18 protein-coding genes, 1 pseudogene and 1 riboswitch are annotated in these 14,493 nt (G+C 44.6%); of the genes and pseudogenes, 16 read left to right on the forward strand and 3 right to left on the reverse strand.

From position 1 onward, the window contains the following. Positions 1 to 145: 145 nt before the first annotated feature. Positions 146 to 478 carry a spore coat protein gene (locus PUN35_RS19890; protein ID WP_003222766.1) on the reverse strand — a complete coding sequence of 111 codons (333 nt, stop codon included), beginning with the start codon at positions 476 to 478 and terminating at the stop codon, positions 146 to 148. 12 nt (positions 479 to 490) lie between these two features. Further along, positions 491 to 736 carry a hypothetical protein gene (locus PUN35_RS19895; protein WP_014480799.1) on the reverse strand — a complete coding sequence of 82 codons (246 nt, stop codon included), beginning with the start codon at positions 734 to 736 and terminating at the stop codon, positions 491 to 493. A gap of 93 nt (positions 737 to 829) precedes the next feature. Here PUN35_RS19895 and PUN35_RS19900 point away from each other — a divergent pair, with 93 nt between their 5' ends. Next, positions 830 to 1,738, forward strand: a complete 909-nt coding sequence (locus PUN35_RS19900) for a proline dehydrogenase family protein (RefSeq protein WP_014480798.1) — start codon at positions 830 to 832, stop codon at positions 1,736 to 1,738. Positions 1,739 to 1,762: 24 nt separating this feature from the next. On the opposite strand, the gene PUN35_RS19905 is transcribed toward PUN35_RS19900, so the two are convergent. Continuing rightward, the gene (locus tag PUN35_RS19905) at positions 1,763 to 1,909 is read right to left on the reverse strand and encodes a YuzL family protein (RefSeq protein ID WP_003240817.1); all 147 of its coding nucleotides are present in this window, start codon (positions 1,907 to 1,909) and stop codon (positions 1,763 to 1,765) included. Between the two features lie 174 nt (positions 1,910 to 2,083). On the opposite strand from PUN35_RS19905, the gene PUN35_RS19910 reads away from it, so the two are divergent. The 15 genes and pseudogenes from PUN35_RS19910 to sufC all read left to right on the forward strand — a co-directional run bounded on the left by PUN35_RS19910 (position 2,084) and on the right by sufC (position 14,486). After that, positions 2,084 to 4,453: a 3-hydroxyacyl-CoA dehydrogenase/enoyl-CoA hydratase family protein gene (locus tag PUN35_RS19910; protein ID WP_041516604.1), complete on the forward strand. Its 2,370-nt coding sequence runs from the start codon at positions 2,084 to 2,086 to the stop codon at positions 4,451 to 4,453. Between the two features lie 10 nt (positions 4,454 to 4,463). Further along, entirely contained in the window at positions 4,464 to 5,639 is a 1,176-nt protein-coding gene (locus PUN35_RS19915) for an acetyl-CoA C-acetyltransferase (protein ID WP_014480796.1), read from the forward strand. Between the two features lie 17 nt (positions 5,640 to 5,656). Next, positions 5,657 to 7,441: an acyl-CoA dehydrogenase FadE gene (gene fadE, locus PUN35_RS19920; protein WP_014480795.1), complete on the forward strand. Its 1,785-nt coding sequence runs from the start codon at positions 5,657 to 5,659 to the stop codon at positions 7,439 to 7,441. A 110-nt stretch (positions 7,442 to 7,551) separates the two neighbouring features. Beyond that, positions 7,552 to 7,908 (forward strand): arsenate reductase family protein, encoded by a 357-nt coding sequence (locus tag PUN35_RS19925; protein WP_003222779.1) that lies wholly within the window; start codon positions 7,552 to 7,554, stop codon positions 7,906 to 7,908. Between the two features lie 66 nt (positions 7,909 to 7,974). Further along, positions 7,975 to 8,358, forward strand: a complete 384-nt coding sequence (gcvH, locus tag PUN35_RS19930; protein WP_003222781.1) for a glycine cleavage system protein GcvH — start codon at positions 7,975 to 7,977, stop codon at positions 8,356 to 8,358. A 55-nt stretch (positions 8,359 to 8,413) separates the two neighbouring features. Continuing rightward, positions 8,414 to 8,650, forward strand: coding sequence for a YusG family protein (locus PUN35_RS19935; RefSeq protein ID WP_014480794.1), 237 nt, complete (start codon positions 8,414 to 8,416; stop codon positions 8,648 to 8,650). A gap of 77 nt (positions 8,651 to 8,727) precedes the next feature. Continuing rightward, positions 8,728 to 9,090, forward strand: a complete 363-nt coding sequence (locus PUN35_RS19940) for a toprim domain-containing protein (protein WP_015483668.1) — start codon at positions 8,728 to 8,730, stop codon at positions 9,088 to 9,090. Position 9,091: 1 nt separating this feature from the next. Then, positions 9,092 to 9,412 carry a thioredoxin family protein gene (locus tag PUN35_RS19945; protein ID WP_014480792.1) on the forward strand — a complete coding sequence of 107 codons (321 nt, stop codon included), beginning with the start codon at positions 9,092 to 9,094 and terminating at the stop codon, positions 9,410 to 9,412. Between the two features lie 106 nt (positions 9,413 to 9,518). Beyond that, positions 9,519 to 9,863: an SCP2 sterol-binding domain-containing protein gene (locus PUN35_RS19950; protein ID WP_014480791.1), complete on the forward strand. Its 345-nt coding sequence runs from the start codon at positions 9,519 to 9,521 to the stop codon at positions 9,861 to 9,863. A gap of 114 nt (positions 9,864 to 9,977) precedes the next feature. Beyond that, a riboswitch (SAM riboswitch) is annotated at positions 9,978 to 10,084 on the forward strand. 105 nt (positions 10,085 to 10,189) lie between these two features. After that, entirely contained in the window at positions 10,190 to 11,215 is a 1,026-nt protein-coding gene (gene metN, locus PUN35_RS19955; RefSeq protein WP_014480789.1) for a methionine ABC transporter ATP-binding protein MetN, read from the forward strand. After that, complete coding sequence (gene metP / locus PUN35_RS19960) at positions 11,208 to 11,876, forward strand: methionine ABC transporter permease MetP (protein ID WP_003228593.1); 669 nt, start codon at positions 11,208 to 11,210, stop codon at positions 11,874 to 11,876. Before metN ends, metP begins: the two co-directional genes overlap by 8 nt. A 13-nt stretch (positions 11,877 to 11,889) precedes the next feature. After that, positions 11,890 to 12,714, forward strand: a complete 825-nt coding sequence (gene metQ / locus PUN35_RS19965) for a methionine ABC transporter substrate-binding lipoprotein MetQ (protein ID WP_003228595.1) — start codon at positions 11,890 to 11,892, stop codon at positions 12,712 to 12,714. 84 nt (positions 12,715 to 12,798) lie between these two features. Then, positions 12,799 to 13,176 (forward strand): annotated as a pseudogene (locus tag PUN35_RS19970) (carboxymuconolactone decarboxylase family protein). A 193-nt stretch (positions 13,177 to 13,369) separates the two neighbouring features. Next, a complete protein-coding gene (locus PUN35_RS19975; protein ID WP_003228600.1) occupies positions 13,370 to 13,507 on the forward strand; it encodes a YuzK family famiily protein in 138 nt (45 codons plus the stop codon). Between the two features lie 193 nt (positions 13,508 to 13,700). Then, positions 13,701 to 14,486 (forward strand): Fe-S cluster assembly ATPase SufC, encoded by a 786-nt coding sequence (sufC, locus tag PUN35_RS19980; RefSeq protein WP_003151872.1) that lies wholly within the window; start codon positions 13,701 to 13,703, stop codon positions 14,484 to 14,486. The last annotated feature ends 7 nt before the right edge of the window (positions 14,487 to 14,493 follow it).

Consider the following 14,493-nt stretch of genomic DNA (forward strand, 5'->3'; position numbering starts at 1 on the left):
CTGTTACATACACTGTATATATATTTTAATGACAAAATAGTTAATGCTTATTAAATATAAATAAGCGTAAATGAAAAGTCAACTGATTTTACACAAAAAAAGGATAGATGCCCGAAAGAACATCGTATCCTTTTTACTGATGTTGTTATTGCTGATAAGGAGACTGCTGCTGAATGGTCTGCTGGAATTTTTGATAGGACTGCTGCAGCTTTTGTGCATCCTCCGCTTCAACAGAATACCATCCATATTGGAACATGAGATCATATAGTTTTCTTTGCGCTTTTTGTGACTCATCAAAAATGGATTGAATATCCTGATAAAGAGACTCGTGGCTGAATTCGTGCAAGGCAGTGCAATAAGCTGTTGTCATGTATTTTTCGGTTGTCAGCAATTCGTTGACGAAATCTCTGTCATTCATTTCCGATGTTGTCGGTACAGGTGTCTGCGGATTGCTAATTTTTTGATTTTGCTGATTCATTCTGGCGCCTCCTTATTGGATGTAGCCGGACTGCTGCTGGCCTGGCTGCAGGTGCTTTAATATTCTTTGATAGTGATCATGATGCATGTGTCCGATGCGGTCGAGTTCTTGCTTTAACGTTTGATCCTGGCACTGCTGCGCCATGAAATGCGCTTTTTTCATCGCGAGCAAATTCCAGTTCAGCATGTCATTGAGATACAAATGATCCTTTGTCGAAATAACGGAAGGCGGCATTTGAGATTGCTGCTGATTATCCATTGTGATCCTCCTTTGGTTTCTGTTCATTTTATAGTTTCCTTCAGACTGGGAGTTATATACAGGGTTTTGAAGATGACGGCGGGAGGGAGTCGGATGTTGAGACATGTGTTTTTATTCTTATCTCAAAATAAAACACTTACCAAGTTCGCAAAAGCATACGGAACGCGGCTTGGAGCACGAAGGTTTGTCGCAGGGGATACGATTGAATCGGCGGTTAAGACCGTCAAAAGGCTAAACAGATCCGGTTTGTGTGCAACAATTGATTATTTAGGCGAGTATGCAGCTTCGGAAAAAGAAGCAAACCAAGTCGCAGAGGAATGCAAGAAAGCCATTCAAGCCATTGCCGAACATCAATTGGACTCAGAGCTTTCACTTAAGCTGACCTCAATCGGGCTCGATCTTTCAGAAGAACTTGCTCTTACTCATTTGCGCGCCATTCTTTCCGTTGCGAAGCAATATGATGTTGCTGTGACCATTGATATGGAAGACTATTCCCATTATGAACAGACACTTTCTATTTACAGGCAATGCAAACAGGAATTTGAGAAGCTCGGCACGGTCATTCAGGCGTATCTGTACCGGGCGGCAGAAGATATCAGAAAGATGCGGGACTTAAAGCCGAATCTCAGACTTGTAAAAGGCGCTTATAAAGAATCTGCGGCCGTAGCGTTTCCCGACAAAAGAGGAACGGACCTTCATTTTCAGAGCTTAATAAAGCTGCAGTTGTTAAGCGGGAACTACACGGCTGTCGCCACACATGACGATGACATCATTAAATTTACGAAACAGCTCGTCGCCGAACATCGAATCCCCGCGTCGCAATTTGAGTTTCAAATGCTATACGGCATCAGGCCGGAGCGTCAGAAGGAACTCGCCAAGGAAGGCTACAGAATGCGTGTGTATGTCCCATATGGAACGGACTGGTTCAGCTACTTTATGAGAAGAATTGCCGAACGGCCTGCCAATGCAGCGTTTGTGTTAAAAGGAATTTTGAAAAAGTGAAAGCAGCCGCGGGAAGCAGCTGCATTATGATTGTTCCATGTTATGTTTTTTATACTGCTGATTTTGACTTGTCCGTTTTCCGCCGCCGTAATGCTGAGTCGGACCGGCATCTCCCTTTACGCTCGCCGCGCTGACTGCCGCTGAAGACGGATTTTTTTTCTCTCGTACCATTCCCTTCACCTCCGGGCTTAAGTTGCCCGACTTTTATAGGCTTCATACAAAAAAATAACAAATTAGCTATTGAAGTCGAACCGGAAATCTTTTAAGATGAAAGAAGAAACGAGTTTCATTTTTTTTGGTCAAAAAATGAATGATTATTCATTCAATGTTCAAGGGGGATATCTCATGCACAAACACATTCGGAAGGCAGCCGTTTTAGGATCGGGGGTAATGGGTTCCGGGATTGCGGCGCATTTGGCTAACATCGGAATTCCTGTCCTGCTGCTAGATATTGTGCCGAACGATTTGACAAAGGAAGAGGAAAAAAAGGGGCTGACGAAGGACAGTCCGGAGATGCGCAGCAGGCTGAGCCGGCAGGCGGTGAAAAAACTGCTGAAACAAAAGCCCGCTCCCCTCACATCAGCGAAAAATACCTCCTATATTACACCGGGCAATCTGGAGGATGATGCAGAAAAACTGAAAGAAGCAGATTGGATTATTGAGGTCGTTGTCGAAAACCTTGAAGTCAAAAAGAAAATTTTCGCTCTTGTGGATGAACATCGAAAGACTGGAAGCATCGTCTCAAGCAACACATCCGGCATATCAGTGCAGGAAATGGCTGAAGGCCGGTCGGATGATTTTAAAGCCCATTTTCTCGGAACGCATTTTTTTAATCCCGCACGCTATTTAAAGCTGCTGGAGATCATTCCGATTAAGGAAACGGATCCTGATATTTTAAAGTTTATGAAAGCTTTCGGAGAAAATGTCCTCGGGAAAGGCGTTGTTACAGCAAAGGACACACCGAACTTTATCGCAAACCGAATCGGGACTTACGGGCTTCTCGTGACAGTCCAAGAAATGCTGAAAGGCGGTTATCAGGTCGGGGAGGTTGATTCGATCACAGGACCGCTGATCGGCAGGCCGAAAAGCGCCACCTTTAGAACGCTTGATGTGGTCGGCCTCGATACATTCGCCCACGTTGCCCGAAATGTGTATGACAAAGCTGATGGCGATGAAAAAGAAGTGTTTCGCCTTCCAAGCTTCATGAACGATATGCTGGAAAAAGGGTGGATCGGAAGCAAGGCCGGCCAAGGCTTTTATAAAAAAGAAGGAAAAACGATTTATGAGCTTGACCCAGTGACGCTTACTTACGGCGAGCGGACAAAAATGAAATCACCGGCACTTGAAGCGGCAAAACAGGCAAAAGGGACAAAAGCCAAAATGAAAGCGCTTATTTATTCGGATGACAGGGCCGGCCGTTTGCTGTGGAATATCACTTCTCAAACCCTGCTTTACTCAGCCGAGCTGCTTGGCGAGATTGCCGATGATATTCATGCGATTGACCAAGCCATGAAGTGGGGATTCGGCTGGGAACTGGGACCTTTTGAGATGTGGGACGCCATCGGCCTCAAGCAGTCAGCGGAAAAGCTTGAGCAGCTTGGAGCAGATATGCCTGGCTGGATAAAAGAGATGCTGGATAAAGGAAATGAAACCTTCTACATCAAAGAGAACGGAACGGTATTTTATTATGACCGCGGCGAATACAGAGCCGTGAAAGAAAACAAAAAACGAATTCATTTACAAGCACTTAAAGAAACAAAAGGCGTGATTGCGAAAAACAGCGGAGCAAGCTTAATTGACCTTGGAGATGATGTGGCCCTTCTTGAATTTCATTCGAAAAGCAATGCGATCGGCCTCGATATCATTCAAATGATCCACAAAGGATTAGAGGAAACAGAACGGAATTACAAGGGCCTTGTCATCGGCAATCAAGGGAAAAATTTCTGCGTCGGCGCGAATCTCGCCATGATCTTAATGGAAGTCCAAGATGACAACTTTTTGGAAGTTGATTTTGTGATACGCCGTTTTCAGGAGACGATGATGAAGATCAAATACAGTGCGAAACCGGTTGTCGCCGCGCCATTTGGCATGACGCTCGGCGGAGGAACGGAAGTATGCCTGCCGGCGGCGCGCATTCAAGCGGCAAGCGAAGCCTATATGGGCCTTGTTGAATCAGGTGTCGGCCTCATCCCTGGCGGAGGGGGAAACAAAGAGCTGTACATCAATCATCTTCGCCGCGGCCTTGATCCGATGAATGCGGCAATGAAAACATTTGAAACGATTGCGATGGCGAAAGTGTCCGTTTCCGCTCAAGAGGCTCGTGAGATGAACATCTTAAAAGAAACGGATCAGATCAGCGTGAATCAAGACCACCTGTTATACGATGCGAAGCAGCTGGCCGCATCTCTATACGATACCGGCTGGCGGCCGCCTGTAAAAGAAAAGGTCAAGGTGCCGGGAGAAACCGGTTATGCGGCACTCTTGCTTGGCGCTGAGCAGATGAAGCTGTCCGGCTATATATCTGAGCATGATTTCAAGATCGCGAAAAAACTCGCTTATGTCATTGCGGGCGGAAAAGTGCCGTTTGGTACAGAGGTTGATGAAGAGTATTTATTGGAGATCGAAAGAGAAGCGTTTTTGAGTTTGGCAGGAGAAGCAAAATCTCAAGCGAGAATGCAGCATATGCTTGTGAAAGGTAAACCTTTACGGAATTAGGAGGGAGCTTATGAAAGAGGCAGTCATTGTGTCAGGTGCAAGAACACCGGTTGGAAAAGCAAAAAAAGGATCGTTGGCCACCGTTCGTCCGGATGATTTGGGAGCGATTTGTGTAAAAGAGACACTGAAACGGGCAGGCGGTTACGAAGGTAATATTGACGATTTGATTATTGGCTGTGCAACGCCTGAAGCGGAGCAGGGGCTTAACATGGCGAGAAATATCGGGGCGCTCGCGGGATTGCCATACACGGTTCCGGCGATTACAGTCAACCGGTATTGCTCTTCAGGCCTTCAGTCTATTGCATATGCAGCAGAAAAAATTATGCTGGGCGCCTACGATACAGCGATCGCCGGCGGAGCAGAATCCATGTCGCAAGTTCCGATGATGGGGCATGTTACCCGTCCGAACCTTGCTTTGGCAGAAAAGGCACCGGAATATTATATGAGCATGGGACACACAGCCGAGCAAGTCGCGAAAAAATACGGCGTCTCCCGTGAGGATCAAGACGCGTTTGCCGTTCGCAGCCACCAAAACGCCGCTAAAGCCCTTGCAGAAGGAAAATTTAAAGATGAAATTGTACCCGTAGAAGTGACGGTGACAGAAATCGGAGAAGACCATAAGCATATGGAAAAACAGTTTGTGTTTTCTCAGGATGAAGGTGTTCGCCCGCAAACGACTGCAGACATCTTATCGACATTGCGCCCGGCGTTTTCCGTTGACGGGACGGTGACTGCGGGCAATTCCTCGCAGACAAGTGACGGAGCGGCGGCTGTCATGCTGATGGACCGGGAAAAAGCCGATGCTCTTGGCCTGGCGCCGCTTGTGAAATTCCGCTCCTTTGCGGTAGGCGGCGTGCCGCCGGAAGTGATGGGAATCGGACCGGTGGAAGCGATTCCGCGCGCTTTGAAGCTTGCCGGACTTCAGCTGCAGGACATCGGCTTGTTTGAACTGAATGAAGCTTTTGCCTCACAGGCCATTCAAGTAATCAGGGAATTGGGAATTGATGAAGAAAAAGTGAATGTCAACGGGGGCGCAATCGCGCTTGGACACCCGCTTGGCTGTACGGGCACGAAGCTTACACTCTCACTCATCCATGAAATGAAACGGAGAAATGAGCAATTTGGAGTCGTGACCATGTGTATCGGCGGCGGGATGGGAGCGGCCGGTGTATTTGAATTATGCTAAAGGGGGAAAAACAAATTATGGCAAAAAAAACGGCTGGAGTACAAAAAGGCGGCGGATTTTTAATCGAGGATGTCACATACGATCAAATGTATACACCGGAGGATTTCACTGACGAGCATAAAATGATTGCGAAAACAACGGAGGATTACATCGAGCAAGATGTTCTCCCTCATATAGATGATATCGAAAACCACCAATTCGAGCATTCTGTCAGATTGTTGAAGAAAGCGGGCGAACTAGGGCTGCTTGGCGCCGATGTGCCAGAAGAATACGGCGGGCTCGGCCTAGATAAAATCAGCTCGGCACTCATCACTGAGAAATTTTCGCGTGCGGGAAGCTTTTCTCTTTCTTATGGCGCGCATGTCGGTATCGGTTCCTTGCCGATCGTCTTTTTCGGATCAGAAGAACAAAAGAAAAAATATTTACCTGGACTCGCTTCAGGCGAAAAGATCGCCGCTTATGCTCTGACTGAGCCTGGCTCTGGGTCTGATGCACTTGGAGCAAAAACAACAGCTGTGCTGAATGAAGCAGGAACCCATTATGTATTAACAGGGGAAAAACAGTGGATTACCAACTCTGCTTTTGCCGATGTATTTGTGGTTTACGCCAAGGTAGACGGCGACAAGTTTTCAGCCTTTATTGTAGAAAAAGAGTTCCCGGGTGTCTCCACCGGACCGGAAGAAAAGAAAATGGGAATCAAGGGATCATCGACAAGAACCCTCATTCTGGATCAAGCTGAAGTGCCAACGGAAAACCTGCTCGGAGAAATCGGCAAAGGGCATGTCATTGCCTTTAATATTTTAAACATCGGCCGTTACAAACTGGCGGTTGGCACAATCGGCGCATCTAAACGCGTCATCGAGCTGTCTGCGTCATACGCAAATCAGCGCCGCCAATTTAAAACGCCGATTGCTGGTTTTTCATTGACACAGGAAAAAATCGGGACAATGGCCTCAAGGCTGTATGCGATGGAAAGCTCTGTATACAGAACCGTCGGGCTGTTTGAAGACAATATGAGCCAGTTCACGGCGGAAGATCTCAAGGACGGCCGGCAAATTGCCAAATCGATTGCGGAATACGCTATCGAATGCTCTCTGAATAAAGTATTCGGCTCTGAAACGCTTGATTATATCGTTGATGAAGGCGTGCAGATTCATGGAGGCTACGGCTTTATGCAGGAGTACGAAGTAGAAAGGGCCTATAGGGATTCAAGGATCAATCGGATTTTTGAAGGCACAAACGAAATCAACCGGTTAATCGTGCCAAGCACCTTCCTGAAAAAAGCGCTTAAAGGCGAGCTGTCTTTATTCGAAAAAGCGCAGTCGCTGCAGGAAGAACTCATGATGCTTATGCCTGAAGAGCCTGGAAGCGGCGTCTTAGAGCAGGAGAAATATATCGTCAAGCAAGCCAAAAAAATTGCGTTGTTTGCTGCCGGCCTAGCCGCGCAAAAATACGGAAAAGCGATCGATCGTGAGCAAGAAATTCTCGTGAACGTAGCGGATATCGTCAGCAATGTATACGCAATGGAATCAGCCGTGCTCAGAACGGAAAAGGCCATTGCCGCACAAGGCGCTGAAAAAGCAGCGCAAAAGGTGCTGTACACAGAAATTTTCGTTCAAGAGGCCTTTAACGAAATTGAAGCGCATGCGAAGGAATCCCTTATCGCAATGGAAGAAGGAGATTCACTCCGCATGATGCTTTCCGCTCTGCGCAAGCTGACACGCGTAACGCCTAAAAATGTGATTCAGAAAAAACGCGAGGCGGCGGCAGGCATTTTTGAGGCTGAGAAATATACTGTCTGATTGGCCATGAGCTCCGCATGCGCGGAGCTCTTTTTTAAGAAGCACTGTTTTAGGTTTTTAAAACAAACTGTGTTAAAATAACCTCGATTATTTTATTGAGGGGGAAGAAGATGTCGTTAACTTTTTACTGGTACCCTAAATGCGGAACGTGCCGCAAAGCAAAGAAGTGGCTTGAAGAGCATGGGAAAGAAATAAACGAAATACATATTGCTGAGCAGCCGCCAAGCAAAGAAGAATTAAAAGCGCTTTATGAAAAAAGCGGGCTGGATCTCAAGAAATTTTTCAACACGAGCGGCATGAAATACCGCGAGCTCAATCTCAAGGAAAAGCTGTATCACATGTCAGAGGACGAACAGCTCGAGCTGCTGGCTTCAGATGGTATGCTGATCAAACGCCCGCTTACAACAGACGGTGAAAAAGTGACTGTCGGATTTAAAGAAGACCAATTTGAAGAAAACTGGGCTTAATGTAAATTTTTTTTGAAAAGTGTGGTATCTTCTTATTGTAGTGCTGTAAAAAATGGAGGGATTCAATTGAGCATACCAAAAGATTTGCGTTACTCAGGAGAACACGAGTGGGTAAAAGTTGAAGGAGAAAAAGCCAGAATCGGAATTACGCATTTTGCCCAGTCCGAACTAGGCGACATCGTGTTTGTCGAACTTCCTGAAGTGGGCGCTGAAATCAAAGCGGACGAGCCATTCGGCAGTGTTGAATCCGTTAAAACGGTATCTGAGCTTTATGCACCGATTAACGGAACGGTTGTGGAAGTAAACGAAGATCTTGATGACAGTCCGGAATTCGTCAACGAATCTCCGTACGAAAAAGCATGGATGATCGTCGTTGAGCCATCTGACGCTTCTGAAATTGAAAAACTGATGACAGCAGAGCAATACGAAGAGATGACACAAGAAGACTAAAACAGGATAGCCGTAAAAGCAATTGGACACGCTAACGTTATGGGAGGTGTCCAATATGGCTTTCGACAAACAAAAGCTCGATGTCACCAATGACGTGACAGGCCGCTTTCAAAATGGCCGGCTCTCGTTATATCATGATAATGAGATGATCGGCCAAATGACAAGCATGAATGAATATGAGCTTAAGCCCGGTTATTCCTTTGAAAATGAGAAATTTTATAAGACAGCCGATGTGGTTTCTGGAGACGACGCAAAATATGTAGATTGTGACTACGAAAACGGCTGGTGTTAATGTTGGCGGTGAATTTCACTGCCTTCTTTTACAATCTGAACGTTTCAAATTTGCCGCGGCAGGTGAACAAGATGAAGATCGATGAGCTGGAAAAGGTAATGATTGTCGAGGGGAAATCAGATAAAGAGAAAATCGAAAGCGTCCTGAATGAACCGGTGCGCATTATCTGCACAAACGGAACAATCAGCCAGCTGAGGCTCGAGGAATTGGCTGACGAGCTTTATGATAAAGACGTCTATATATTAGTTGATGCTGATGAATCAGGTGAGAAATTGAGAAAACAGCTGAAGCGTGAATTTAATGAAGCCTGCCATCTCCATATCGACAGAGCCTATAAGGAAGTAGCGGCTGCGCCCAGGCACCATGTCGCCTCTGTATTGCTGCGTGCGAATCTGAATGTCCATACTATTTTTCTTGAAAGAAAGTCCCGAGGTGTATAGCATGAAAGAACTCCAAGAACACGAACTCGATCACATTGAAGATGATGTGTACCTTCTATATTTATATACTCCGTTTTGCGGCACCTGCCAGCTTGCAAGCAAAATGCTGACAGTGGTGAAAGAAATGCTGCCGGATGTCGCCTTCTATCAAAACAATGTCAATTACTCTCCGACATTCGCAAAAGCGTATCAAATTGAAAGCGTCCCTTGTTTTCTGCTGTTTAAAGGCGGAAAGGTGGTCGAAAGAGGATATGCATTTCATTCCGTTTCTTATTTATATGAGCTGATCAAACAAAAATCATCTTCCGCATCCCATTTATGACATATTTCTCAGCATATCCAATGAAATTGTCGTTCGTTTTATAAAGGGGTTCTTGCGACAAAGAGAGAAATGTGTATGTATGACCAACAAATAGGAGGTTGTACATATGGAGAAAGCGGAAGTTTTAGAAGATGAGTATCAGCATCTGTTTTTAAAACCCCTTTTGAATGCCTCAACATTGCTCATTACCTTCCAAGGAGAAGCAGAAGCCTTAACCGTCTCAATAAACGAACAGGGAGAAATGAAAAAAGTTTCTCCGCCCCAAACGTCCAACCTGACCTTTTACGGAAACCAAACGGAAATTATTGATTTATTGCACGGAGACATTTCCCTTCAGCACCTGATTCAGAGCGGAAGCCTCAAAGTAAAGGGGTCATTCAGGGCCCTGTTAAAGCTGGAAGCCATTCTCTGGCTGACAAATGGATTTTTTCAGAGGGTTTTAAAAAATTAAAAAATAATAAATTATTATAATAGTAAAAGTTGACATCATTTATTTTATTGACATTTAATCATTCGCCGTGCTATTCTACATTAAGAATTTCCGGACGAAAAAGACTATATATTTCTCTTATCAAGAGAGGTGGAGGGAAGTGCCCTATGAAGCCCGGCAACCATCAACACTGTTGAAATGGTGCCAATTCACACGAAGCGTTCAGCTTTGAAAGATGAGAGAAAGGCATTTTATATAAGCCTTTCTGCTCAAGTGTGCAGAAAGGCTTTTCTTTTGCAGAAAAAACCGGAAGATATCTTAGAATAGTGTTAAGGCAGGTGATTGCTTTGATCAATCTTCAGGATGTTTCAAAAGTTTACAAATCGAAACATGGAGATGTCAATGCTGTCCAAAATGTCTCGCTTTCCATTAAAAAAGGTGAGATTTTTGGAATTATAGGATATAGCGGAGCTGGTAAGAGTTCCTTAATCCGTCTGCTGAACGGCCTTGAGAAACCAACCTCAGGAACCGTGGAAGTGGCGGGAACCAAGATTAATGAAGTAAATGGACGCGGTTTAAGAAAAGCACGCCATGAGATCAGTATGATTTTCCAGCATTTCAATTTGCTTTGGTCGCGGACTGTCAGAGATAATATCATGTTTCCTTTGGAAATTGCCGGGGTGAAAAAGAGCGAGCGGATCAAGCGCGCCAATGAACTGATTAAACTGGTAGGTTTAGAAGGAAAAGAAAAATCTTATCCATCTCAACTGAGCGGCGGTCAGAAGCAGCGTGTCGGAATTGCCAGAGCGCTTGCAAACAATCCGAAGGTTCTCCTTTGTGACGAAGCGACATCAGCATTAGATCCGCAAACGACAGATTCAATTCTGGATCTATTGTCCGATATTAATGAAAGACTCGGTTTGACGATTGTGCTGATTACGCACGAAATGCATGTCATCCGCAAAATCTGCAACAGAGTCGCCGTCATGGAAAACGGCAAGGTGGTCGAAGAAGGCGAGGTTCTCGATGTCTTCAAAAATCCAAAGGAACAAATGACAAAACGATTTGTTCAGCAGGTGACAGAGCCGGAAGAAACGAAAGAGACGCTTCAGCACCTTCTTGATGATACAGCATCAGGAAAAATGGTTCAGCTCACATTTGTCGGTGAGTCAGCTGAACAGCCTCTGATTACAGAGATGATCAGAAACTTGAATGTCAGCGTCAATATTCTGCAAGGGAAAATTTCGCAGACGAAGGATGGGGCTTACGGTTCACTGTTCATCCACATTGACGGGGACGAGGAAGAAGTGCAAAACGTGATCCGTTTCATTAATGACAAACAGGTGAAAGCAGAGGTGATCACGAATGTTTGAAAAATACTTCCCGAACGTTGATTTAACTGAATTATGGAACGCGACATATGAAACACTTTATATGACGCTGATTTCTTTACTGTTTGCTTTTGTCATCGGGGTCATCCTCGGCTTGCTGCTCTTTCTGACGAGCAAAGGAAGCCTCTGGCAGAATAAAGCGGTCAACTCTGTGATTGCGGCCGTTGTTAACATATTCAGATCGATTCCGTTCCTTATTTTAATTATTTTACTATTAGGTTTTACGAAATTTTTAGTCGGCACGATCTTAGGGCCAAACGCCGCTTTGCCGGCGCTGGTAATCGGCTCGGCACCATTTTACGCGCGCCTTGTTGAAATCGCGCTGCGTGAGGTGGATAAAGGTGTGATTGAAGCCGCTAAATCAATGGGCGCGAAAACGTCTACGATTATTTTCAAAGTGTTGATTCCGGAATCAATGCCTGCTCTTATTTCTGGCATTACGGTTACTGCCATCGCTTTGATCGGCTCAACGGCAATTGCCGGAGCCATTGGTTCAGGAGGCCTTGGAAACCTTGCGTACGTAGAAGGATATCAGTCTAATAACGCTGATGTTACCTTCGTTGCTACTGTGTTTATTTTAATCATCGTGTTTATTATTCAAATCATCGGTGATCTAATAACAAATATTATAGACAAACGATAAGGGAGGATTTACATTGAAAAAGCTATTTTTGGGTGCATTACTGCTTGTATTTGCAGGAGTCATGGCTGCCTGCGGTTCGAATAACGGCGCTGAATCCGGCAAGAAAGAAATTGTCGTTGCGGCAACAAAAACACCGCATGCGGAAATTTTAAAAGAAGCTGAACCATTGCTGAAAGAAAAAGGCTATACGCTGAAAGTGAAAGTGCTTAGTGATTACAAAATGTACAATAAAGCTTTAGCTGATAAAGAAGTGGACGCGAACTACTTCCAGCACATTCCTTACCTTGAGCAAGAAATGAAAGAAAACACAGATTACAAACTTGTGAATGCCGGCGCTGTTCACTTAGAGCCATTCGGTATTTACTCTAAAACATACAAATCACTGAAAGACCTTCCAGACGGTGCGACAATCATTCTGACAAACAACGTTGCTGAACAAGGCCGTATGCTTGCAATGCTTGAAAACGCTGGATTAATTACTCTTGACTCTAAAGTTGAAACAGTTGACGCAACATTGAAAGACATTAAGAAAAACCCGAAAAACCTTGAATTCAAAAAAGTAGCGCCTGAATTAACGGCAAAAGCATATGAAAACAAAGAAGGAGACGCGGTCTTCATCAATGTAAACTATGCGATCCAAAATAAATTAAATCCTAAAAAAGATGCAATTGAAGTAGAATCAACGAAAAACAACCCATACGCTAACATCATCGCAGTAAGAAAAGGCGAAGAAGATTCTGCAAAAATCAAAGCGCTGATGGAAGTTCTTCACTCTAAAAAGATCAAAGACTTCATCGAGAAAAAATACGACGGAGCTGTGCTTCCTGTATCTGAATAAGACTGAAACCCCGGATGAGAATTCCGGGGTTTTTTTTGCGTATTTTCCTAAAAGCTGTTCATAATAAAAAGGAATGTTAAACAGATGGAGGGATTTTCTTTGAATCAAGACAGAGGAAGCATGCAGGACGCGTTAAAACAATATAAACATGGTTTAGGCACATTTGAACAAAAGATGCCGCTGATGGGAAGAAAATTTAACGAATTTACTGAACAGTGCTTTGCCGGGAATTCTCTGACTGAAAGAGAAAAACAGCTGATCGCCCTCGGAATTGCCATCAATGCTCAGGACGAATATTGCATGATCTATCATACAAAAGGCTGTCTCGATCAGGGAGCGACAGAAGAAAACATTCTCGAAGCCGTCAGTGTGGCAGCGGCATTTTAAGGCGGCGCGGCTTTCAGCCAAGGCGTGACAGTCGTTCAACAGTGCATTGAGGAATTCGGAAACACCACGCATTAAGAGAAGGAATATTCCGAAAAACCATTCTCATTTGTTCTGAAAGGATGCTTTCGTCTCATCTGCCGCTATTTCACGCCAAATCGTTTTTGCGGCATCCAACGCAGCACTGGTACAATAAAAAGCAAATATATGAAGGGATTGATTCATTATTTGCAGCAGCCAGGACAGACTGAACCTCGATTATACGTCAGAAATGGAAAAAGCGATGCAGCTGTCACATGGAATTGGATACGAGGAATATGGACGCCGGCTGGAAACAAGAATGAAAGTAGAGCGGCAGAGAGAGCTTGATTATGAAAAAAGCAAGCGGATTTCTGCGGGAGCTTATTGAGAAAATCAATCTTTTAAAAAAGGGTGGGAATCCACTCTTTTTCTTTTTCAATCGCTTTAATAAAGTGCTGATCTTTGTTAAACTTGAGGAATGTGCAAGGCACGATAAAAAGTTGTATTTACTTTTCATTTGTTATAAAATTAGAATGAGAATAAAATGAGAATAATGATTATATATTTTTGGAGGTATAGATATGGCTGCTTCAACATTAACGATCAAAGATCTTCACGTTGAAATCGAAGGGAAAGAGATCTTAAAGGGTGTAAACCTTGAAATAAAAGGTGGAGAATTCCACGCAGTAATGGGCCCGAACGGAACTGGTAAATCCACTTTATCAGCTGCTATTATGGGGCATCCTAAATATGAAGTAACAAAAGGCAGCATCACGCTTGACGGCAAAGATGTACTGGAGATGGAAGTGGACGAGCGTGCGCAGGCAGGCTTATTCCTTGCGATGCAGTACCCAAGTGAAATCAGCGGTGTGACAAATGCCGACTTCCTTCGCTCAGCAATCAATGCGCGCAGAGAAGAAGGCGATGAAATTTCTCTTATGAAATTCATCCGCAAAATGGACGAAAACATGGAGTTCCTTGAAATGGACCCTGAAATGGCTCAGCGCTACCTTAACGAAGGATTCTCAGGCGGGGAGAAAAAACGCAACGAAATCCTTCAATTAATGATGATTGAACCGAAAATCGCCATCCTCGATGAAATCGACTCAGGTCTTGATATTGACGCTTTGAAAGTTGTATCAAAAGGGATCAACAAAATGCGCAGCGAAAACTTCGGCTGCCTGATGATCACTCACTATCAGCGCCTGTTAAACTACATCACTCCGGATGTTGTTCACGTTATGATGCAAGGCCGCGTTGTAAAATCCGGCGGTGCAGAGCTTGCACAGCGTCTTGAAGCAGAAGGTTATGACTGGATCAAACAAGAACTTGGCATTGAAGACGAAACTGTTGGCCAAGAAGCGTAAGCGTTAG

Source organism: Bacillus sp. N3378-2at, from assembly GCF_033412715.1.
Taxonomy (GTDB): Bacteria; Bacillota; Bacilli; order Bacillales; family Bacillaceae; genus Bacillus; species Bacillus subtilis.

Coding starts and splice junctions, on each gene's coding strand:
- PUN35_RS19890 (WP_003222766.1), bottom strand. CDS start 478: ATGAATCAGCAAAATCAAAAAATTAGCAATCCGCAGACACCTGTACCG.
- PUN35_RS19895 (WP_014480799.1), bottom strand. CDS start 736: ATGGATAATCAGCAGCAATCTCAAATGCCGCCTTCCGTTATTTCGACA.
- PUN35_RS19900 (WP_014480798.1), top strand. CDS start 830: ATGTTGAGACATGTGTTTTTATTCTTATCTCAAAATAAAACACTTACC.
- PUN35_RS19905 (WP_003240817.1), bottom strand. CDS start 1,909: ATGGTACGAGAGAAAAAAAATCCGTCTTCAGCGGCAGTCAGCGCGGCG.
- PUN35_RS19910 (WP_041516604.1), top strand. CDS start 2,084: ATGCACAAACACATTCGGAAGGCAGCCGTTTTAGGATCGGGGGTAATG.
- PUN35_RS19915 (WP_014480796.1), top strand. CDS start 4,464: ATGAAAGAGGCAGTCATTGTGTCAGGTGCAAGAACACCGGTTGGAAAA.
- fadE (WP_014480795.1), top strand. CDS start 5,657: ATGGCAAAAAAAACGGCTGGAGTACAAAAAGGCGGCGGATTTTTAATC.
- PUN35_RS19925 (WP_003222779.1), top strand. CDS start 7,552: ATGTCGTTAACTTTTTACTGGTACCCTAAATGCGGAACGTGCCGCAAA.
- PUN35_RS19935 (WP_014480794.1), top strand. CDS start 8,414: ATGGCTTTCGACAAACAAAAGCTCGATGTCACCAATGACGTGACAGGC.
- PUN35_RS19945 (WP_014480792.1), top strand. CDS start 9,092: ATGAAAGAACTCCAAGAACACGAACTCGATCACATTGAAGATGATGTG.
- PUN35_RS19950 (WP_014480791.1), top strand. CDS start 9,519: ATGGAGAAAGCGGAAGTTTTAGAAGATGAGTATCAGCATCTGTTTTTA.
- metP (WP_003228593.1), top strand. CDS start 11,208: ATGTTTGAAAAATACTTCCCGAACGTTGATTTAACTGAATTATGGAAC.
- PUN35_RS19975 (WP_003228600.1), top strand. CDS start 13,370: ATGGAAAAAGCGATGCAGCTGTCACATGGAATTGGATACGAGGAATAT.
- sufC (WP_003151872.1), top strand. CDS start 13,701: ATGGCTGCTTCAACATTAACGATCAAAGATCTTCACGTTGAAATCGAA.